The following is a 20640-nucleotide window of genomic DNA, read 5'->3' as shown; positions in this document are numbered from 1 at the left end:
CTGGCGCGTTATTTTTTATCTTCCTGGATTTTGTTTGCAGCAGGGGCCGTGCCAGTGGCGGAGCCGTCGGTAGGCCTGGTCTTTACCTCCGGCGGCAGCGACAGGGGCGGAGTATGAAGCGTTTCGCCGTTATCTTTCGGAGTTTCCTTTACCGTGTCCTTGGCAGGTGCAGTCGGTTTCTTTGTTTCTACGGGGCGCGCCTCGTCGAAGTTTATTTCCTTTATGTTGCTTGCCAGTATCTTGAAGGTGCCGAAGCTCGCAACCCCGTAGAGCCTCGAGTCGTTGTTTAACGATACGGCTATTGTCTCTCCGCTTTTTAGAAGTATCCTGAACTCGGTTGAGTTCTTTCCCGGACGTCCTACCCTTACGACTTTTTTAATTTTTTCGAACGGCACGTAAACAACACCCGAGCCCCGAAAGCCCTTGAAGAATGTCTCGCCCTCGAAACTCATGCTCGTGCATGATGTGGAGACGTCCGTTTCGTCAATAACAGAGCCGGTAAAGTTCATCTCCGGCAATGGGATGGTGTCGTCGGTTACGCGGCTCATGGCCGTTAGAAGCACGACCGCAGATAGCGAAACAACGCATGCTGCGAGGGTCTTAATTATCGTCGGTTTGCGAAAAGGTTTCATAACCCTAATATTTAAGACGACAAGAGGGAAAAAGTCAAGCATTTATCGATTGTTTGCCGTTTTGCCTGTATTTTTGCCGCAGTCCTTCCGGTATTGACAAATGTTACGTATTTAAATATACTGCTTTTAAAAATGGCTACCCGTATACAATATATAGATATCTACGCCTCGAGAAGCGACGTGGATATCAATATAATCGAGGACCTTCTCGCTGACGAGGATATAGACTTCGTTGTGAGGCGCGTTGCCGTGGATGACAGCGACTTCGATCTCGAGGGCGCAAACGAGGAGAAAATACTTTCCGTTGAAGAGGACAGGGCGAAAAACGCCGTAAAGGTCATAGAGCAGGCCCTCTCTATCGGCGCGATATCGGATGACGGGTTCTTTATCGAGTAGCTTTGTTTTGGCAAGAGGGGGTTTATTTTTTGCTTCCTCTTTTGCCCCGGGATGTTTATAATAAGGTACACTTTATTAACGGCCATTAGGAGGCAAGATGAAGGTCTTTTCAAGCAACATAAGGCTTAACTCCACGAAGAAGACCGAGGAGATCAAGATAAGCGAGCAGATAGAGTCCGTTGTTCTCGAGAGCGGCATCGAGGAGGGCATGGTGCTTGTCTCGACAGGACACACTACGGCAGGCATACATCTAAACAATGCCGATAAGGAACTCGAGCAGGACCTGCAGGATTATTTAAGCGAGCTCATACCCAACAAGCCGACCTTTCGCCACAATAAGGGCGATTACGGAAGGAATGCGGACGCGCACCTTAAGTCAGTGTTCGTCGGCAGCGGCGTAAACCTTCCCATAACAAGAGGCAAGCTCTCTTTGGGGCAGTGGCAGGCCGTGTACTTCTCGGAGTTCGACGGCCCGAGAAGCAGGCTCATCTCCGTTAAGATAATAGGAAAATCCAAGTAAGGGGCCTGGCTTCGTGAGGGTGGTCGGAGGAACGAAGAAGGGTAAAAGGCTTGCTTCGGTCGTCCACGACAAGACAAGGCCAACCTCCGATAGGGTGCGCGAGGCGATATTCAACGTCCTCGGGCAGACGCTTCCGGCGGCAAACGTGCTCGATGTGTGCGCAGGCACAGGGGCCATGGGGCTCGAGGCCATTAGTAGAGGGGCTGCAAAGGCCGTTTTTATCGATTCGGCAAGCGAGGCTTTTGAGATAATAAAAGAGAACGCGGCAGGGCTTGGTTTTACAGCCATGGCGCGCGTTATAAAGGAAGACGCCGTAAAGGCCGTAAGAAAGCTCGGTAAAGAGGGGCTTAAGTTCCAGCTCGTGTTCGTGGACGCGCCGTATGCGGACGTTGAACTTACAAAAAACGTCCTTGCGGAGCTTAAAACTTCCGGCGTGCTTGACGAGGCGCTGATAGTCTGCGAGGTTGCAAAGAGAAGCGTTGAGGATGTGGATACACCCGGCTACGTTGTAGAAACAGAGAAAACGTACGGAGATACCGTGGTTTTATTTTTGAGAGAAAACTGATTATGGCGAGAAAAAGGATAGCCGTATACCCCGGAAGCTTCGACCCCATCACCAGGGGCCATATGGATATAATAAGGCGCTGCGCGAAGCTCTTCGACACGCTCATTATCGCCGTTGCCGAGGAGACCACAAAGAGGCCGCTTTTCGACGTTACAGAGCGTGTCGATATGATAAGGGCCGAGGTAAAGGGGCTTAAAAACGTCAAGGTCGAAAGCTTCGACGGCCTTTTGGTGAATTACGCAAAGGATAAAAAGGCCTTTGTCGTCGTGCGCGGCCTGCGTGTTGTTTCCGATTTCGAGTACGAATTCCAGATGGCGCTTACGAACGCCGAGCTCGCCCCTGATATAGAAACAGTGTTCTTCATGACCTCGGAGCACTACGCGCACGTAAGCTCCAGGTTCGTTAAAGAGATAGCCAGGCTCGGGGCCGAGCTGAAGGCCTTTGTCACCCCCGGCGTTCAAAAACGGCTAAGGGCCAAGTTCAAGGAGTAAGGATTATATATGGCGAAGATAGCGAAAAGAATGATGGATGTCGAAGAGTCCCCGACACTTGCGATAACTGCAAAGGCCTCGGAGCTTAAGGCAAAGGGCGCAGATGTTTTGAGCTTTGCAGCAGGCGAGCCGGACTTCGATACCCCTGAGAACATAAAAAAGGCCGCAATCGACGCGATAGGCAAGGGGCGGACGAAGTATACGCCTGTGGGCGGCATACCGGAACTTAAGGACGCTGTAATCGGAAAGTTTCGGCGCGATAACTCCGTTGAGTATAAGAGAGAGGAAATACTTGTATCCTGCGGCGGTAAGCATTCGTTCTTCAATTTTTGTCTGGCGTTCCTCGACCCCGGCGACGAGGTCATAGTGCCGTCTCCGTACTGGGTATCGTACCCGCCTATGATAAAGCTTGGCCAGGGCGTGCCGGTAATCGTTCCTACAAAAGAACAAAACGGCTTCAAGATGCAGCCAGACGAGTTCAAGGCCGCTATCACCAAGAACACCAAGGCCGTTGTCATAAACAGCCCGTCCAACCCCACGGGAAGCGTGTACACAAAGGCCGAGCTTGGAGAGATACTCGATATAGCGCTTTCAAAGGGCATATTCGTTCTTTCCGATGAGATATACGAGAAGCTTTCCTTCGATGCCGAGCCTTTTTCAATCGTCTCGTTAGACAAGCGTGCAAAGGACAATGTCATGGTCTTTAACGGAGTATCAAAGACCTATTCCATGACAGGCTGGAGGATTGGTTACGCAGCAGGGCCAAAGGAGATAATAGCTGCGATGGCCAAGATCCAGAGCCAGTCGACATCGAACCCAACGTCCCTTGCGCAGTGGGCGGCTGTAGAGGCCCTAAATGGGCCACAAGACGATGTTGTGAAGATGATAGCGGCCTTCAAGAAAAGACGCGACCTGATAACCGACGGTCTAAACGGCATAAGCGGCATAAGCATAGTAAAGCCGGGCGGCGCGTTCTATGCCTTTGCCAATGTATCGAAGCTTTTCGGGAAAAAGGCCGGAGATAGGAAGATAAACGGCTCATTCGACCTTGCAACGTATCTTCTGGAGGATTCCCTTGTTGCGCTCGTTCCCGGTGTTGCCTTTGGCGACGACAATTGCGTAAGGCTTTCTTACGCGTGTTCCGAGGACAATATAAAGAAGGGGCTAAAGAGAATCGAAGAGGCAGTGGCAAAGCTAAAGTAGAGGCTTTAAGTGTTTTTGAATTCTGCCTCGGAAAATATCTCGGCCTCGAACACGTATATCTCCGTATCCTTATCCTTCCATGCGTTTTTCTCTATTCCTGCCTTGAGGCAGGTCTGCTTGAGGAACTCTTCTCTATCAAAGCCGTGCTCTATAGCTACCTGCGGTAAAAGCACGCCGCGTCTTTTGCCTTTTATGATGTAGAGGCCGTGGCGGCCTATCTCTATTTCTTTTACGTCCGGGATTTTCCTTAGCGGCGTAAGGGCCGAGATTTCGATTTCTATTAAAGGAAGCTCCTCTTTCGTAAGTGGCGTAAAGCGCGGGTCATGGAAGGCAGCGCTTCTGGCCATTTGCGCTACCGTGTCCTTTAGCGCGGTCTCAGGCTCGAAAACGCCGATACAGCCCTTTAGCTCATCGTCGATTGTAAGGGTAACGAATGCTCCGCGTTTCTCGGAAAGTACCGAAGGCAGGCCGAGCGGCATATCGAAGTGTTCTTTATCAAGGTGCGCTTTTATCGAGCCCCTGGCTATATTGAGGAGTATTTTCTTTTCGTTTGTTGTGAGCGCGGAGTTTGACACGGGAATGCCCCCTTAAACTTCCTTTCACTTTTTATATGATATCATATATAATCTTTCTTTAGAATGTTTTAGACAGGGGATACTATGCCTGAGGACAAAAGAGAAGCGCTAAAAAAAGAGATACGCGGGCTCTTGAAGGAGCGTAACGCCATCATGCTCGCGCATAATTACCAGAGGGACGAGGTCCAGGAGATAGCCGATATCACCGGCGACTCGCTTGCCCTTAGCCAGAACGCGGCCTCATCAGCGGCAGATGTCATCGTGTTTTGCGGAGTGCACTTTATGGCCGAGAGCGCTGCGATTTTATCGCCTGAGAAAACCGTGATACTTCCAAGGCTTGATGCCGGCTGTCCCATGGCCGATATGATAGACGCAGAAGGGCTTATAAGAGAGAAGAAAAAGCGGCCCGGCGTGCCTGTTGTCGCGTACGTGAACACCACTGCCGCTGTAAAGGCAGAGTCGGATATATGCTGCACTTCCGCAAACGGCGCAAAGGTCGTTGAATCCCTTAAGGAAGACAGCGCCTACCTTATCCCCGATAGAAACCTTGCGCACTGGATATCTCTAAAGTCGAAGAAAAAGCTCGAGTGGTGGGACGGCTACTGCCCAACACACGAGCGGCTTACGGTTAGCGACGTCGAGGCAGCTAAAAAAGAGCACCCGGGCGCGCTGTTTGTATGCCACCCTGAGTGCACGCCCGAGGTCGTAAGCATTGCCGACCATGTCTGCTCCACCTCCGGCATGTACAAGTTCGCGAAAGAGTCAAAGGCAAAGACTCTTATAATCGGCACGGAGATGGGCATCCTCTGGAGGCTTAAAAAGGAAAATCCGGAGAAGATATTTATCCTTGCCTCAAAGGCGCTTATATGCCCGAACATGAAGCTTATAACGCTTGAGGACGTGCTGGAAAGCTTAAAAGAGATGAAGAACGTCGTCAAGGTATCAGAAGAAATCCGCGTGCGCGCAAAGAAGGCACTTGATAAGATGCTAGCTGTTCCAAGGGATTTCTAAATATTTTCTCCCGTCCGGCAGACTTTTTTGCAAACCTTGTTTTTTCCGTGTATAATATTATCAGTAATAGGTCATGCCGGATAACGATACTACGCAGCGCCTGGCCTTTGAAAAGGCCGTAGAGGGGGGTGCTTCTTTAGCACCGGGGCATAGGTGCGTCTTTTCAGGGGTTACCGGCGCTTCAAAGGCCTTTTTCGTAGCCTCGATTTACGGAAAAAAGAAAGCCTCTATCATTGTAATCCTTCCGACCGAGGCCGGGGCAGAGAGGTTTTACTCGGACTCGCAGTTCTTTCTTGGCCCTGAGAACGTCTTTTTTTATCCTTCAACCGAACTTCTTCCATTCGAAACAGACGATGCGCACCCCGAGATAGTCGCAAAGCGGGAGGCATTCATAAGCGCTATTAAGGCCGCTACTGCCTGTGGCAGCCGTGTCTTTGCCGTAACAAGCGTAGATAACATGGCAGAGCTTGTGTTCGACGACGCGGGGCAGCTGCCGCTCGCTCTTGAGAAAGGCAAGGAATATAAGCGCGAAGACTTGATAGACAAACTCCTCTCGCTTGGCTATGAGAAAATGCAAATGGCCGAGGAGCTTGGAGAGATGAGTGTTCGCGGCTCCATTATAGATGTGTACGCGAGGCCGTCTGCTGAGACAGGGAATTACCCGGTAAGGCTCGAGTTCTTTGGCGACGAGTTAGAGTCTCTACGCACCTTCGACCCTCTGACCCAGCGGTCTGTCAGGATTCTTGATAAGGCCGTTATAACGGCGGTATCTGGTGTCGAGCTTTCACAAGCGGCAAGAAGCGCGGCACGGGAAAAGCTCCTTGACCGCGCTTCCGAGACAGGGGCCGATAGAAGCACCTGGGGCCGCTTCTACGACATGCTTGCCAACAGGGCAGAGGTAAAGGGGCTTTCCATACTAAGGCCTTTCTTTGGCAATAAAAAGGGCAGGACGCTTCTTGAACTTTTTTCAAAGGATAATTTGACGGTCGTCGTGTGCGAGGCCCTGGAAACGGAATCCTCGATAGATTCACTGTATTCGGATATAGAAGCGTTCGCGCCGAAGGTGCCGTTTATAAACCCCGCTGACCTGTATGCCCGAAGAGAGGAGCTTGAATCCGCGCTCTCGAATATGCCGGTAGTCGAGCTCGATACCCTTGCGCAGCGCGGCGCGACAGTTGACGTTTCAACGAACCTGAAGCTTCGTCAGGATATTGCCCTTAAAAAAGACCTTACCCCTCTTCGCGCAGAGCTTCGTTCCATGCTAAACGACGGCGTCACTGTCGTGCTCACGGCGCATAACAAGGGTCAGGCCGAGCGCATGAGCGAGATATTTCTGGATGAAGGCGCAGGTAGCGGCTTAAGGGTGCTTGTTGGCGAGGGGTTTGCCGCCGCGCCCATGCCGGGGGCTGTTAACATACGCATAGGCTCGCTAAGCGCAGGTTTTCGTATACGAGGGCTTGCCGTTATCACGGAGGAAGAGATATTTGGCGAGCGTATAGACAGAAGGCCGCCAAAGAAGAAAAAAGCCGAAGAACTTTTCTTCGACCTGTCAGACTTAAAGGAAGGCGACCATATCGTGCACTTTGCTCACGGTGTGGGCATATACAAGGGGCTTGAGCGTATTGCTGCCGACGGGGTCGAGGCCGATTTTCTTCGTCTCGAATATAAGGACGGCGACAGGCTCTATGTGCCGGTAAGCGCCCTTGACCAGATATCGCGCTACGGCGCTTTGGAGGGCAGGGCGATAGAGCTCGATAAGCTCGGCGCAAAGACGTGGAATAAGAAAAAGGCGCGGGCAAAGAAGGAGGCAGAACGGGTCGCCGGAGAGCTCATAAAGCTCTATGCCGAGAGAAAGGCTGCCAAAGGCCACCAATTCAGTGTTCCGGGCCACATGTTTAACGAGTTCGAGGCTGCCTTTGAGTATGACGAGACACCGGACCAGAGAAGAGCCATAGACGACGTTATGAAGGACATGGGAAGCTCATCCCCCATGGACCGTCTTGTTTGCGGGGACGTAGGGTATGGCAAGACCGAGGTGGCGATGAGGGCCGCGTTTCGGGCCCTCATCGATTCAAAGCAGGTTGCAGTGCTCGTGCCGACCACCATTTTGGCTGAGCAGCACTTTCGCACTTTCAGAAAACGTTTTGCGTCATTTCCGGCAACTATCGAAGTGCTTAGCCGCTTTAGAAGCGTGGCAGAGCAGCGCGAGGCGCTAAAGAAACTCGCGGCAGGGAATATCGACGTTATCATCGGCACGCACAGGCTCTTTCAAAAGGACGTTATCTTCAAAGACCTCGGGCTGATGGTCATAGACGAGGAGCACCGCTTCGGCGTAAGGCATAAGGAGCGGCTAAAGGAAATAAGAAGGTCGGTTGACGTGCTGACCCTTAGCGCAACTCCAATACCAAGGACGCTGCATATGGCGGTTGGAGGCGTGCGCGACTTGAGCATAATGAGCACTGCTCCAGAGGGCCGCCTTGCCGTTACTACGCGCGTTGTAAGGGATGACGATGAAATAATACGCCAGGCCATAGAGCGCGAGATACGGCGTGACGGTCAGATATTCTTCGTGCATAACAGGGTCGAAGGCATAGGCGCGGTTAAGGCAAGGATAGAGGAGATAACCGCATCAATAACGCCGAAGGTGAGGGTAGGGGTTGCGCACGGGCAGATGGATGAACGAGAGCTCGAGCGCATAATGCTTGCCTTCATAAACAGGGAATACGACGTGCTTCTTTCGACGACTATAATAGAATCCGGCCTGGACATACCATCTGCCAACACCATTATCGTGAACCGCGCAGACCGCTTCGGCCTTGCCGAGCTCTACCAGTTAAGGGGCCGCGTTGGAAGAAGCAGCCACCGTGCCTACGCGTACTTCATATGCCCGGACAAGGTCTCTATGACAGCGGACGCGGTAAAGAGGATGGAGGTAATGGGAGAGCTCTCGGAAATCGGCTCGGGGTTTAGGGTCGCGGCCTATGATTTGGAAATCCGCGGCGCAGGCGAGATGCTTGGCACGGCGCAGTCGGGCAATATCACGGAGGTGGGCTTTGACATGTATGCCGAGCTTCTAAACGAGGCAGTGGCCGAGCTTAAGGGCGAGGCTGCAGAAGAGACGCAAAGAGTCGAGGTAAAGCTCAAGGTGTCGCAGTACCTGCCAGATGAGTACGTTCCAGATGCGCGTGACAGGCTGATATTCTATAAGCGCGTTGCCATGTCTGAGAGCGATGACGAGCTCTTCGACTTCATGGCAGAGGCCGAGGACAGGTACGGTAAGCTCCCGGCGCTTGCAACGAACCTTTTTGAGACAAAGCGCATAGAGCTTCTTCTAAGGGATTTGCACGCAACCGAACTCGCCGAACGGGGCGGCAGGCTTTATGTGTCGTTTCGGCCCGATGTGGCAGAGAAGGCCCCTGCTTTGATAGACAGGATAATGCGTCTTGCCAGGGATAATAAGGACAGGTTTCGGCTCATGCCGGATTCGAGGCTCGTTTATGTAATGGAGCAGGGCAGGGATTCCGTTGACCAGGCCAGATATATGTTGAAAGAACTCGGCGGGTAGGGTAAAATTTCATAATTATGCGTATATTTGGGAGCATGTATAGGAACCGTGCGGTTGTTGTCTCAGCCGCGGCCCTTGTTTTTCTCGTTTCGTGCAATCTTGGCGGCAGGGCCGAGGACGAGAAAAACAATTCGAAGCCGCTTGTCAAGGTCGGCTCTCAGGTCGTTACGCTCGGAGAGTTCAGGGCCTCGCTAAAGAGGCTCGTGCCCGAGGCCGATAACGAGGCCTCGGAGGAAGAGCTTCGCGAGTTAAGAAAGAACCTTCTTAGCCAGCTTGTTGACGAGGCCATAATACTCGACGAGGCCGCAAAGCGTAATATCTCGGTAAACGAGGCCGAGCTCTCGAAGGAGATAAATGTTTTAAAAGAGGCCTCCGGAGATGCCGACTTCAAGGCCGCCATAGAGAGCCGCTACGACAGCTTCGAGAACTGGAAGGCCGAGCTTTCTCGAAAGCTCCTTATAAAGAAGACCGTGGATACGGTGGTCGGCACGAAGATACTGGTAACGGAGACAGATGCGAGGGCCTATTATAACGCCAACCGCAGGGACTACGAGGTACCGGAACGGGTAAGGGCCAGGATGATAATCGTCAAGTCCGAGAAGGCTGCGGAGAACGCGAAGAAGAGGCTTAAAAACGAAAGCTTCGAGAGCGTTGCCGCTGCGGTATCTGTTGGCATAGAGGCCAGAAGCGGCGGTGATCTCGGATACTTTGCCAGGGGCGACATGCCCCCCGAGTTCGAGGCCGCGATATTCGCTTTGAACGTCGGCGGCGTAAGCCAGGTAATAAAGACCGAGTACGGTTACCATATATTCAAGCTCGAGGAAAAGGCCGAGGGCGGCAATCTTAAGTTCGAGGACGTAAAGGGCAAGATAACCGAAAGATTGAAGAGAGAACGCGCAGAGGACGCTTATAATACGTGGATGATGGAATTAAAGAAGACGGTATCGATAGACGTGGACATGGGGCTCTTGCAGTGAGGCGGCTTTTTTCGCATAAAACGGCGGTCATCGCGGCCGCGCTCCTTGCGGCCATTGTGATGGTTTCGCAACAGGCGTCTTCGGAGACCGTGAACAGGATAGTCGCCGTTGTGAACGGCGAGATAATAACCCTCGTCGAACTCGATGCCGCGGTTGCCGCCATAAAGGGAGGCTTCAAGGGCGAGCTGTCGGAGGCAAAGGACGCCGAGATACGAAACAAGGTGCTCGACGGCCTTATCGAGGAAAAGCTCGTAAAGATATACTCCGAGCGCGCGGGCATAGACGTGAGCGAAAAGGAAATAGACAACGCCGTAGAGGACATAAAGCGGCAAAACAGGTTCACGCACGAGGCCCTTGTCCTAACGCTCTCCAACAGCGGCATAACGTACAAGGAGTACAGGGACCAGTTGAAGGAAGACATCAGGCGAAGCAAGTTTATGAACAGGTTCATACGCACGAAGGTGAAGATGGGCGAAGACGACGTGCGCGACTACTACGCCAACAATATAGACGAGTTTAGAAGCGAGGAAGAGGTGCGCCTGATGGTGCTGTTCCTTTCCGGCAAGATAGACGACAAGAAAAACGTTGCCAGGATAGAGGCCATACGCGGGGCCCTTGCAAGCGGAGAGGACTTTGCCGTGCTCGTCGGCAGGCATTCCGACGGCGGCCACGGAGATAAAGGCGGCGACATGGGGTATCTTAAAAAGAGCGAGCTCTCCGACGATTACGCCCTTGCCATCGAAGGGCTTTTGTCGGGAAAGATAGCCGGCCCCATTCCATCGAAGGACGGGGTGTATTTTTTCAACCTCGTGGACGTTAGAAAGGGCGAGGCCGTGCCGTTTAACGAGGTGAAGGATAAGCTCGCCGACAGGCTTTATTCGAAGCTCATGAAGCAGAAGTACGATTTATGGATAGACGAGGTAAAGAAAATAGCATCCATCGAGGTAAGGCTTTAGGCAGGTTATCTTCAAGTCCATTTTAGAGGCCCCGTCCGCACTATGAAACCCCGCATAGCCATAACCATGGGAGACCCTTCCGGGGTCGGCCCGGAGATAATTTTAAAGGCCCTCGGGATAAGGCGCGTAAGAGAGAGCGCCGATATACGCGTTGTCGGCGATGAGGGTGTCTTTGCAAGAGTCTCCAAGAAACTTTCCATACCGTTTCCCATCTCCGTAGAGATAATAAGCGCATCGAAGATAAATGCTGCTGCCGTAAAGCCCGGCAGGCCGTCCATCGAAGGCTCGAAGGCCATGATAGCTGCCATAGAGCTGGCCGTTGACATGGCCGTGACAGGCGAGGCGGACGCAATCGTTACGGCGCCGATAAGCAAGGAGGCCGCAAGGCTCGCGGGCTTCAAGTTCCCAGGGCATACCGAGTTCATAGCCCATCTTACCGGCTCGGATGAGTACGCGATGATGCTTGGCGGGGAGTCGCTAAAGGTCGTGCTCGTGACCATACACGAGGCAATAAAGAACGTGCCGCGCCTTCTTACAGTCGGGAATATTTTGAAAACAATACGCATAACCGATGAATCGTTTAAAAAATATTTCGGCATGAAGAGGCCGCGCATAGCCGTGTGCGGCCTTAACCCGCACGCAGGCGAGGCCGCGATGTTTGGCGACGAAGACGAGCGCATCGTCGCCCCTGCTGTTAAAAAGGCGCTAAAGGCCGGCATTAACGCAATCGGCCCGCTTCCTTCGGACACGGTGTTTTACCGCGCCGTGCGAAAAAAGGAATTCGACGCGGTTGTCTGCATGTACCACGACCAGGGCCTTATACCTCTTAAGCTTCTTCACTTCGAGGACGGGGTTAATACGACACTTGGGCTTTCGATAATACGCACTTCCGTTGACCACGGCACTGCATACGATATCGCGTGGAAGGGTGTGGCACGGCCCGAGAGCATGGCAGCCGCGGTGCTTTCTGCAGCCGCCATGGCAGGGAAGCGAAAGGGCCGCCGGTAATGAAGAGCATAATCATAAAAGGCGCCAGAGAGCATAACTTAAAGAACTTCGATATAGAGATACCAAAGCAAAAGCTCGTTGTGATTACCGGCGTCTCCGGTTCCGGAAAGTCTTCTCTTGCCTTTGACACCATATACGCCGAAGGCCAGAGGCGTTACGTCGAAAGCCTTTCGGTGTACGCAAGGCAGTTCCTGGAGCAGATGGATAAGCCAGATGTCGAGAGCATAGAAGGTCTTTCTCCTGCCATAGCAATTGAGCAGAAGACAACGAGCAGGAATCCGCGTTCAACTGTTGGCACAATAACCGAGATATACGATTACCTGCGGCTTCTTTACGCGCGCGTGGGCTCGCTCTATTGCCATAAATGCGGCAAGCCCATAAACTTCCAGACCATAACGCAGATGACCGAGCGCGCCATGGCGCTCGAGCCCGGCTCCCGCGTGCTTATTCTTTCCCCTGTGGTAAGGGGCAGAAAGGGCGAATATAAAAAAGAGCTCGATGGCTTTCGGCGCATGGGGTACACCCGCGCCCGTATAGACGGCGCGGTCGTGGAACTCGATAAAGTAGTTTCTCTCGACAAACGTAAAAAGCATTTTATAGATGTAATAGTGGACCGTCTTGTCATAGGTGGAGCCGTAAGGGGCCGCCTTGCCGAGGCCCTCGAGAGCTCTACAAGGCTTTCCGGAGGGTTTGCCGCAATAGAGTACGCAGACGCGCCAAAGGGCAAAAAAGGGCTGTTCTTTAACGAACGCCTCTCCTGCGCCGACTGCGGCGTAAGTTATCCGGAGATAACGCCGGCGATGTTCTCCTTTAACAGCCCGCACGGCGCGTGCCCGGAATGTAACGGCCTTGGCGAGAAGTTTTTTTTCGACGAGGAGCTTGCCGTGCCAGATAAGAACCTTTCGGTAAACCAGGCCGCGCTCTTACCGTGGAGGAAAAAGGGCGCGGCCTCGAATGCAGCGTGGTTCGAGCAGATAATCCCGTCGCTTTGCCGCCACTACCGCTTCGATGCCGATATTCCGTTTGCAAAGCTTACGAAAAAGGTCAAGGACGCCCTTTTACACGGCTCCGGTGAGGAAAAGATAAAAGTCGAGTACAAAAAGGGCAAGAGCTCGTACACGTTCCATGAACCGTTCGAAGGGCTGATAGCGAACCTTGAGCGAAGGTATAAGGAAACCGAGAGCGAAGAGGCGAGGGCAGAGCTCGAGAGGTTCATGAACGCGCAGAGCTGTCACGTGTGCCTGGGCTCGAGGCTAAAGGCCGAGGCCCTTTGCGTTAAGGTCGGGGACAGGACCATACGTGAGAGCGTTTGCGCGACGGTTGCCGATGCGTTCGCGTTTTTCTCTTCCTTGAAGCTCGACGAGACAAAGGCAGCTATAGCAAGGCGCATCTTAAAAGAAATAACCGAGCGGCTCTCTTTTCTCGTAAACGTCGGGCTCGGGTACCTTTCGCTCGAGAGGGCCGCTGCCACATTGTCAGGGGGCGAGGCGCAGCGCATAAGGCTCGCGACCCAGATAGGTTCTAGCCTAACGGGCGTGCTGTACGTGCTCGATGAGCCGTCCATAGGCCTTCATCAGAGGGATAACCGCCGCTTGATTGCCGCGCTAAAGAGGCTTCGCGACATGGGCAATACCGTTATCGTTGTCGAGCACGATGAGTCCACTATCGAGAGCGCCGACTTCATAATAGACATGGGCCCCGGCGCAGGCGAGCTTGGCGGAGAGGTCGTTGCCTCCGGCTCTGTTAAAGACATACTCGGATCGAAGAGGTCCATGACGGCAAAGTACCTTGACGGCGAGCTCTCTATAGAGGTGCCAAAGACTAGAAAGCGCGCTGATGGCCGTATGATAACGCTTTCAGGAATGAAGGCCAATAATTTAAAGGATATTACCGTAAGCATCCCTGTCGGGCTGATGACTTGCGTTACAGGGGTTTCGGGCTCCGGTAAAAGCACCTTTGTAATCGACACGCTGGAGAGGCAGTTGATGCGCCGTCTCTACGGCTCGAAGGAGCGGGCAGGCGCTCTCGATTCCATAAGCGGCCTTGAGCATGTCGATAAGGTCATTGGCATAGACCAGACTCCCATAGGAAGAACGCCAAGGAGCAACCCCGCCACATATACCGGCGTTTTCATGCCCATAAGGGAACTCTATAGCCGCCTTCCCGAGGCAAAGCTCAAAGGCTACGGCCCCGGGCGCTTTAGCTTCAACGTCAAGGGCGGACGGTGCGAGGCTTGCGCAGGGGACGGCGTGATAAAGGTCGAGATGCATTTTCTCCCGGACGTGTACGTGCACTGCGAGGAATGCGCCAAGAAGCGCTACAACAGGGAAACGCTCGAGGTGAGGTACAAAGGCAAAAACATCGCCGAGTGCCTGGAGATGACTGTTTTGGAGGCAGCGAAGTTTTTCGAGAATGTGCCTCAGGTAAAGGAAAAGTTGGATACACTTGCCGAGGTCGGGCTCGGGTACATACGGCTTGGTCAGTCTGCTACAACGCTTTCCGGCGGCGAGGCGCAGCGCATAAAGCTATCGAAGGAACTCTCGAAAAGGGCAACCGGGAAGACCCTTTATATACTTGACGAGCCGACCACGGGACTGCACTTTGCCGACATAAAGATGCTGATAAGCGTGCTTATGAGGCTTCGCGATGCGGGCAATACGATAATAATCATCGAGCACAATCTCGACGTCATAAAGTCCGCTGACTATGTCATAGACCTTGGCCCCGAGGGCGGCGAGGCCGGAGGCCGCTTGATGGCCGAGGGCACGCCCGAAGAGATTGCGAAGGTAAAGGGGTCGTATACAGGCGAGTTTCTAAAGGAAGCCCTTAGCGCGAAATCCATAGCCATGCGCGCACATCCAGGTTGACAATTTATAGTCGATGCCGTATATATATACCCATACAGGACATGGGTGTCTATATTGGCGATAGCGTCGGCGGCAGCGACGGTCGCAGTAGCGACAGGGTTGCCTTCAGGTGCAAGATACGGTATGGGAAGGGCAGGCTTGAGTACATGGCCCTTGTTACCGATATCTCTGGCACCGGTCTTTGCATAAAGACCAGTGAAGTTTATGCAAAAGGCGAAAAGCTCGTCATGGAACTCGAGAGCAGCGGCAAGCTCTACAGGGCCGAGGGCGTTGTGATGTGGGCAAAGGTTGCGCCGCCCGGGCTTTCGGGAGTGGTAAAGTGCGGCATGGGGGTTAGTTTTACAAAGCAGGACGAAGCCCTTGCCGAGCTTTATCAGAGAAAAAAGCTTTGATCTTTTGTAACCCCGGAATTATCGCGTCTTAGCGCGGCCTTTTCGGCGGTTTTGGCCGCGACCCTTCCTTCGGCAGTATTCCGCGCTTGGAAAGCGAGTCCACGATGAGTTTTCTTGCTATCCACGAAACACTTCTCTCGTCCTTCTCAGCCATGCGTTGAAGGACGTCCTTTAACTTTTTTGAAAGTCTTACGCCTATAAGGTCGGTATTTTTCATCTATATACCCGCAATAAACAGGTTGACAAAATAATGTTAACAATGTTATCTTTGCTAACGAGACTTGCGCCTCCTGCACGGAAAAAGCGTGAGTCGCGGGAATACGCCCTTTTACACGAGCCGGCCTCCCTGCAAGATAAAGGGGGGCAATGAAGCGTAACCCCATTACGCTTTCATTGGTTCGCGTGAGTGTTGTTGCGGCCTTATTCACGGCATACACCCCATGTATGCCAAAATTAAACGGCCCAAAAGCAAGCTCCCGGCAGGGGAGGGCGTATTCTCGTCTTTTTTCGATTCGCGCGGTAAGGTAGTATGAAAACGCAAGTGCATGGTGCGCGAACAGGAAAGCATACCGACCAGATTGGTCTTAAATTGTAATAATACCAGATTTTACAGATTTTTCTACAGGAAAGAGTTTTATTCTGCTACGGTTAGCTTGGATAGGTCCGCTGTCTTTATATAAAGCCCTCTTACAGAGTTAAGAAGCCTCAGGCGGTTTGTCTTTAGCGCCGCGTCGTCTGTCATTACCATCACATTATCGAAGAACGAGTCAACGGCCTCCTTTATTGAGGCAAGCGAGGTAAACACCCTGCTATAATCGGCTGCTGACCGGTACTTTTCTACCTCCGGGGAGGCGGCCTTTATTGCGCCAAGAAGCGAGCTTTCGTCCTTTTCCTTGAAGAGTTTCGTATCAACTGAAGTGTCCTCGGCGTCGAATCCCTTTAGAATGTTGGAGACGCGCTTGAACGCAACCACGAGCCTGCCAAAGGCCTCGTGCCCCTTGAACTCCTCCAATGCCTTAACCCGCGCTACGGCGTCGTTTATCTCGGCCCATCCCGCGCTAAATACCGCCTCTACGGTATCTGCGCCAAGCCCCTGGGAAGTGAGCTGGTTTTTAAGCCTTTCCCTGAAGAACTCGAGTATGTCGGAAGTCGCCTCGTTCTTTTTGCGCTTTAGCTTGTCGCCAAGTATGTCGAGAGAGCGGTCGATTGCCCAGTCAAGTGGCAGGTGAAGGCCCTTGTCCTGTATGATGGCCATGATGCCGATAGAGAACCTTCTTAGCGCGTACGGGTCAGCTGCGCCGGTTGGGATGAGCCCAACGCCAAAGCAGCCGCAGATGGTGTCAAGCTTGTCTGCGATGCTAACTATTGCACCTGCCTTTGTAGTCGGAAGCGCGCCGCCGGATGTCGTCGGCAGGTAGTGCTCGAATATGGCTGTTGCGACCTCTTCAGGCTCGTTGTCCTTTAGCGCGTACTCCATGCCCATGAGGCCCTGGAGTGACGGGAACTCTCCGACCATGCCGCTTACCAAATCCGCCTTTGCAAGCATCGATGCCCGTCCGAGCACGTACTTGTTGTATTCTTTGGAATCCCCGATGGTCGTGACGTCGAGCATGCCCTCTGCTATGCCGGATTTTACAGAGGAGTTATTTAGGAAGTGAAGCGGTTCGTCTCCGTTTGCGTGGGCCGAGAACCCGACTGTTTCGCCTATTGCAACGGCAAGGCGCGTAAAGCGCACCACCTTTTCGTATGACGTGCCAAGCTTTGCCTGGAATACGACACCCTTTAGCGCATCCACCCGTGAGGCAAGCGGCGTCTTGAGGTCTTTTTCGTAGTAGAATTTGGCGTCGTTTAGCCTGGCCCTTAGAACGCGCTCGTTACCCGAGCTAACGGTCTTTACTTTTTTGACCGGCGTGTTCGATACCGTAAGAAAATACGGCAAGAGCTCGCCCTTCTTGCTTATCACGCAGAAGTACCTCTGGTGCTCGCGCATGGCGTTTATAACGACCTGGCGCGGCAGCGTGAGAAATTCTTTCTCAAAGCAGCCTTTTACAACGGTCGGGTACTCGACAAGATTGGCAACCTCTTCCATAAGCCCGTCGTCGTAGAGCACCTCTCCGCCGGACTTCTCTGCCTCTATCTTGAGGTTTTTGTGAATGATTGCCTTTCTTTCTTCTATATCGGCAAGCACGAATGCCTTTTTAAGGGATTTAAGGTACGCCGAGGCCGAGGTTATCTTTATCTTTGCCGGACTCTTGAAGCGGTGGCCGCAGGTCGTGTTGGAGCTTTTTATGTGGCCGTAGTCGAACTCAACTTTCGATGTCCCGTACATTGCCAGTATCCAGTGAAGCGGCCGTCCGTAGGTCACGTCGAATGAGCCCCAGTGCATGGACTTGGGGAAAGTGAGTTTCTCTACAGCGTTCTTCAAGAGTGCCGGCAGTATCTCAGAGGTCTTCTTGCCCTTGATTTTTTTGGATATGCAGACGTACTCGCCCTTTTCGGTCTTTATTGTTTTTACGTCCGCTGGTTTTACGTTGTGGGATTTCGCGAACCCTATGAGCGCGTTCGTTGGATTGCCGTCCTTGTCAAAGGCAGCCTGCTTACTCGGGCCTCTTGCTTCAAGCACCGAGTCTGCTTGTTTTTCTTCGAGACCTTTTATTATGGCGGCAAGACGCCTGGGAGTGCCATAGGTCTCCAGGGACGCGAAGGCGATGTTATGCTCTTTCAGGGCCTTTTCAAGGCCTGTTTTAAGGGCGGCAAGCGATGGGTTTATAAATCTTGCCGGCAGCTCTTCTGAGCCGAGTTCGAGTATGAGGTCTTTTGCCATGGTGTTTTACTATACGGTTCAACTTGATAATTTACCAGAACTGGCAAAGAATGCAAGATTTTTTAGCATTTTCAAGCTGTTAGAGGCGCTTTTTTACGGCCCCCAAGCGGCCTTTATTACTTGACATGTCGGCGAATCCCTAATATTATAAAGAGTCTGATTTTTAAGGAGATTTCCGCCTTTTTACTCCCCGGTTACGGAGGTATTTTTTAGCAATGGCCCAAGAGAAAATTCCGGTTGCCATAGAAGATGAAATGCAACGCTCGTACCTCGATTACGCGATGAGCGTAATCGTAGGAAGGGCGCTCCCGGATGTGCGTGACGGATTAAAGCCCGTGCACAGGCGTGTCATATTCGCCATGCACGAGATGGGGGTTGAGTGGAATAAGCCCTATAAAAAGTCAGCCCGCGTGGTCGGAGACGTCATAGGTAAATACCATCCGCACGGCGACATAGCGGTATACGACACCATTACGAGGCTTGTCCAGGACTTCTCCATGAGGTACCCGCTCATCGACGGTCAGGGTAACTTCGGAAGCATAGACGGCGACTCGCCTGCTGCCATGAGGTACACGGAAGTAAGGATGGCGAGGCTCTCAAGCGAGCTCCTTGCCGACATAGACAAGGAAACCGTCGACTTTGTCCCGAACTACGACGGCTCGGAAAGAGAGCCGAGCGTTTTACCCGCGGCATTCCCGAACCTTCTTGTAAACGGCTCTTCCGGTATTGCCGTTGGCATGGCAACCAACATGCCGCCGCATAACCTTGGCGAGATAATCGACGCCATAATTTACGTCATAAAGAAGCCCGATGCGACCGTTAAGGAGCTTTTGAAGATAGTGCCCGGCCCCGACTTCCCGACAAGCGGTTTCATATACGGCAGGGAAGGCATCGTGGATGCCTACAAGACCGGCAAGGGTGTCGTGCAGATGAGGGCAAAGGCAACGGTTGAGAAGAATTCACGGACCGGGCGCCAGAGCATCGTCATCACAGAGATACCCTACATGGTCAACAAGGCAAAGCTCATCGAGAGAATCGCCGAGCTCGTGCACGACAAGAAGATAGAGGGCATCTCGGACATAAGAGACGAGTCCTCGAGAGAGGGCATGAGGGTTGTGGTGGATTTAAAGCGCGACGAGGTGGCCGAGGTAATACTCAATAACCTCTATCTCCACACGCAGATGCGTTCATCATTCGGCATCATCAACCTCGCGCTCGTCGAAGGCCAGCCAAAGGTGTTGCCGCTTGCAGACCTCTTAAACGAGTTCGTCAAGTTCCGTAAAGAGGTCGTTACCAGGCGTTTTGTATTCGATTTAAAAAAGGCCCGCGAAAGGGCCCATATACTCGAGGGGCTAAAGATCGCCATAGACAACCTCGACAATGTGATAAAGCTGATACGCGCATCCAAGAGCCCGCAGGAAGCCAAAGAAGGGCTCATAACGAAGTTCAAGCTCTCGGAGATACAGGCAACCGCCATCCTCGATATGAGGCTCCATCGCCTGACCGCTCTCGAGAGAGAGAAGATAATTGCAGAGTACAAGGAAGTGATAGCGCTGATAAAGAAGTACGAGGAAATACTGGCAAGCGAGAAGCTCCTTATGGGCGTCATCGTCGACGAGCTTAAGGCAATAAGGGAGCGCTACGCAGACCCGAGGCGTACCCAGATAGTTGACCAGGCAGAGGAAATAACCCTCGAGGACGTAATAGTCGAAGAGGACATGGTCGTCACCATCACCGGTAACGGCTATATAAAGAGGAACCCGACGAGCCTCTTTAAAATTCAAAAGAGGGGCGGTAAGGGCAAGACCGGCATGACGACCAGGGACGAGGACTTTGTCTCGAGCATGTTCGTTGCCTCGACGCACAGCCACATCCTCTTCTTTACCGACAAAGGCAAGGCCTATGCGCTAAAGGTCTACGACATCCCGCAGGCCGGCAGGGCCGCAAAGGGCAAGGCGATAGTTAACATACTTAGCCTTTCTCCGGGCGAAAAGATCACGGCATTCCTGCCCGTCAGGGAGTTTACCGAAGGCTCCTGTATAGTCATGGGCACGCGCCAGGGCGTCATAAAGAAGAGCGATCTGATGAGCTTCTCTAACATCCGCACAAGCGGCCTTATAGCCGTGAGCCTGGATGCGGGCGATAGCCTCATAAACGCGCGCCTTACCGACGGCAAGAAGGATATCTTCGTGGCCACCAAGGAGGGCATGTCCATACGTTTTAACGAGGAGGACGTGAGGGAGATGGGCCGCCAGGCAAGGGGCGTCAAGGCCTTGAACCTATCGAAGGACGACGAGGTGGTCGGCATGGAGACCCTTGCCGATAACGTCACCATGCTCACCGTCACCGAGAAAGGCTACGGCAAGAGAAGCGAGCTCTCGGAGTACAGGACGCAGTCCAGAGGCGGTAGCGGCCTGATAAACATCAAGGTAACGGAGAGAAACGGCCCTGTCGTAGGCATAGCCCAGGTGACGGACTCGGATGAGATAATGCTTTCTACGAGCAAGGGCAAAATCATACGCATCGCCATGAAGGGCGTCTCTGTCATAGGCAGGAACACCCAGGGCGTTAGGCTTATGGACATAGACAAGGACGAGAAGATAGGCGGCCTGGCCCCGATAGTAGAGGGCGCGGAAGAAGAAGAGGCCGAAGAGTAGA

General features: G+C 52.8%; 17 protein-coding genes. 13 read left to right on the top strand and 4 right to left on the bottom strand.

Going from position 1 to position 20640, the window contains the following annotated elements; genetic code table 11:
- Nucleotides 1-8 precede the first annotated feature (8 nt).
- Nucleotides 9-632, bottom strand: a complete 624-nt coding sequence (locus OEV59_05700) for a hypothetical protein (protein ID MDH4227229.1) — start codon at nt 630-632, stop codon at nt 9-11.
- A gap of 132 nt (nt 633-764) precedes the next feature.
- On the opposite strand from OEV59_05700, the gene OEV59_05695 reads away from it, so the two are divergent.
- From OEV59_05695 to OEV59_05675, 5 genes are all read left to right on the top strand, one after another.
- The gene (locus OEV59_05695) at nt 765-1028 is read left to right on the top strand and encodes a hypothetical protein (GenBank protein MDH4227228.1); all 264 of its coding nucleotides are present in this window, start codon (nt 765-767) and stop codon (nt 1026-1028) included.
- 97 nt (nt 1029-1125) lie between these two features.
- Nucleotides 1126-1548 carry a secondary thiamine-phosphate synthase enzyme YjbQ gene (locus tag OEV59_05690; GenBank protein MDH4227227.1) on the top strand — a complete coding sequence of 141 codons (423 nt, stop codon included), beginning with the start codon at nt 1126-1128 and terminating at the stop codon, nt 1546-1548.
- 13 nt (nt 1549-1561) lie between these two features.
- On the top strand, nt 1562-2113 hold the full coding sequence (gene rsmD, locus OEV59_05685; GenBank protein MDH4227226.1) for a 16S rRNA (guanine(966)-N(2))-methyltransferase RsmD: 552 nt from the start codon (nt 1562-1564) through the stop codon (nt 2111-2113).
- Between the two features lie 2 nt (nt 2114-2115).
- Entirely contained in the window at nt 2116-2604 is a 489-nt protein-coding gene (gene coaD / locus OEV59_05680; protein ID MDH4227225.1) for a pantetheine-phosphate adenylyltransferase, read from the top strand.
- Between the two features lie 9 nt (nt 2605-2613).
- On the top strand, nt 2614-3807 hold the full coding sequence (locus OEV59_05675) for a pyridoxal phosphate-dependent aminotransferase (protein ID MDH4227224.1): 1194 nt from the start codon (nt 2614-2616) through the stop codon (nt 3805-3807).
- Nucleotides 3808-3812: 5 nt separating this feature from the next.
- On the opposite strand, the gene amrA is transcribed toward OEV59_05675, so the two are convergent.
- A complete protein-coding gene (amrA, locus tag OEV59_05670; GenBank protein ID MDH4227223.1) occupies nt 3813-4382 on the bottom strand; it encodes an AmmeMemoRadiSam system protein A in 570 nt (189 codons plus the stop codon).
- 84 nt (nt 4383-4466) lie between these two features.
- Here amrA and nadA point away from each other — a divergent pair, with 84 nt between their 5' ends.
- The 7 genes from nadA (at nt 4467) to OEV59_05635 (ending at nt 15158) form a co-directional block, all read left to right on the top strand.
- Nucleotides 4467-5393, top strand: coding sequence for a quinolinate synthase NadA (nadA, locus tag OEV59_05665; protein MDH4227222.1), 927 nt, complete (start codon nt 4467-4469; stop codon nt 5391-5393).
- 73 nt (nt 5394-5466) lie between these two features.
- Nucleotides 5467-8958: a transcription-repair coupling factor gene (mfd, locus tag OEV59_05660; GenBank protein MDH4227221.1), complete on the top strand. Its 3492-nt coding sequence runs from the start codon at nt 5467-5469 to the stop codon at nt 8956-8958.
- A 35-nt stretch (nt 8959-8993) separates the two neighbouring features.
- Entirely contained in the window at nt 8994-9935 is a 942-nt protein-coding gene (locus OEV59_05655) for a peptidyl-prolyl cis-trans isomerase (protein ID MDH4227220.1), read from the top strand.
- A complete protein-coding gene (locus OEV59_05650) occupies nt 9932-10891 on the top strand; it encodes a SurA N-terminal domain-containing protein (protein ID MDH4227219.1) in 960 nt (319 codons plus the stop codon). Before OEV59_05655 ends, OEV59_05650 begins: the two co-directional genes overlap by 4 nt.
- Before the next feature lie 42 nt (nt 10892-10933).
- On the top strand, nt 10934-11899 hold the full coding sequence (gene pdxA / locus OEV59_05645) for a 4-hydroxythreonine-4-phosphate dehydrogenase PdxA (protein MDH4227218.1): 966 nt from the start codon (nt 10934-10936) through the stop codon (nt 11897-11899).
- A complete protein-coding gene (uvrA, locus tag OEV59_05640) occupies nt 11899-14766 on the top strand; it encodes an excinuclease ABC subunit UvrA (protein ID MDH4227217.1) in 2868 nt (955 codons plus the stop codon). The genes pdxA and uvrA overlap by 1 nt, the downstream gene beginning before the upstream one ends.
- A gap of 41 nt (nt 14767-14807) precedes the next feature.
- Nucleotides 14808-15158, top strand: coding sequence for a PilZ domain-containing protein (locus OEV59_05635; GenBank protein ID MDH4227216.1), 351 nt, complete (start codon nt 14808-14810; stop codon nt 15156-15158).
- A gap of 28 nt (nt 15159-15186) precedes the next feature.
- On the opposite strand, the gene OEV59_05630 is transcribed toward OEV59_05635, so the two are convergent.
- Nucleotides 15187-15375 carry a ribbon-helix-helix protein, CopG family gene (locus tag OEV59_05630; GenBank protein ID MDH4227215.1) on the bottom strand — a complete coding sequence of 63 codons (189 nt, stop codon included), beginning with the start codon at nt 15373-15375 and terminating at the stop codon, nt 15187-15189.
- A 417-nt stretch (nt 15376-15792) separates the two neighbouring features.
- Nucleotides 15793-17982 carry a glycine--tRNA ligase subunit beta gene (gene glyS / locus OEV59_05625; GenBank protein ID MDH4227214.1) on the bottom strand — a complete coding sequence of 730 codons (2190 nt, stop codon included), beginning with the start codon at nt 17980-17982 and terminating at the stop codon, nt 15793-15795.
- A 215-nt stretch (nt 17983-18197) separates the two neighbouring features.
- Here glyS and gyrA point away from each other — a divergent pair, with 215 nt between their 5' ends.
- Nucleotides 18198-20639 carry a DNA gyrase subunit A gene (gene gyrA / locus OEV59_05620; GenBank protein ID MDH4227213.1) on the top strand — a complete coding sequence of 814 codons (2442 nt, stop codon included), beginning with the start codon at nt 18198-18200 and terminating at the stop codon, nt 20637-20639.
- Nucleotide 20640 lies beyond the last annotated feature (1 nt).

This window comes from Deltaproteobacteria bacterium, from assembly GCA_029858205.1.
Taxonomy (GTDB): Bacteria; Desulfobacterota; GWC2-55-46; order GWC2-55-46; family DRQE01; genus JAOUFM01.
This window is presented reverse-complemented; position numbering and strand designations above follow the sequence as displayed.

Excerpts from the sequence above, each read along its gene's own strand:
- OEV59_05635 (MDH4227216.1), top strand. The coding sequence starts at position 14,808 with ATGGGTGTCTATATTGGCGATAGCGTCGGCGGCAGCGACGGTCGCAGT.
- glyS (MDH4227214.1), bottom strand. The coding sequence starts at position 17,982 with ATGGCAAAAGACCTCATACTCGAACTCGGCTCAGAAGAGCTGCCGGCA.
- nadA (MDH4227222.1), top strand. The coding sequence starts at position 4,467 with ATGCCTGAGGACAAAAGAGAAGCGCTAAAAAAAGAGATACGCGGGCTC.
- gyrA (MDH4227213.1), top strand. The coding sequence starts at position 18,198 with ATGGCCCAAGAGAAAATTCCGGTTGCCATAGAAGATGAAATGCAACGC.
- mfd (MDH4227221.1), top strand. The coding sequence starts at position 5,467 with ATGCCGGATAACGATACTACGCAGCGCCTGGCCTTTGAAAAGGCCGTA.
- OEV59_05690 (MDH4227227.1), top strand. The coding sequence starts at position 1,126 with ATGAAGGTCTTTTCAAGCAACATAAGGCTTAACTCCACGAAGAAGACC.
- uvrA (MDH4227217.1), top strand. The coding sequence starts at position 11,899 with ATGAAGAGCATAATCATAAAAGGCGCCAGAGAGCATAACTTAAAGAAC.
- OEV59_05630 (MDH4227215.1), bottom strand. The coding sequence starts at position 15,375 with ATGAAAAATACCGACCTTATAGGCGTAAGACTTTCAAAAAAGTTAAAG.
- pdxA (MDH4227218.1), top strand. The coding sequence starts at position 10,934 with ATGAAACCCCGCATAGCCATAACCATGGGAGACCCTTCCGGGGTCGGC.
- coaD (MDH4227225.1), top strand. The coding sequence starts at position 2,116 with ATGGCGAGAAAAAGGATAGCCGTATACCCCGGAAGCTTCGACCCCATC.
- OEV59_05695 (MDH4227228.1), top strand. The coding sequence starts at position 765 with ATGGCTACCCGTATACAATATATAGATATCTACGCCTCGAGAAGCGAC.
- OEV59_05655 (MDH4227220.1), top strand. The coding sequence starts at position 8,994 with ATGTATAGGAACCGTGCGGTTGTTGTCTCAGCCGCGGCCCTTGTTTTT.
- OEV59_05700 (MDH4227229.1), bottom strand. The coding sequence starts at position 632 with ATGAAACCTTTTCGCAAACCGACGATAATTAAGACCCTCGCAGCATGC.
- OEV59_05675 (MDH4227224.1), top strand. The coding sequence starts at position 2,614 with ATGGCGAAGATAGCGAAAAGAATGATGGATGTCGAAGAGTCCCCGACA.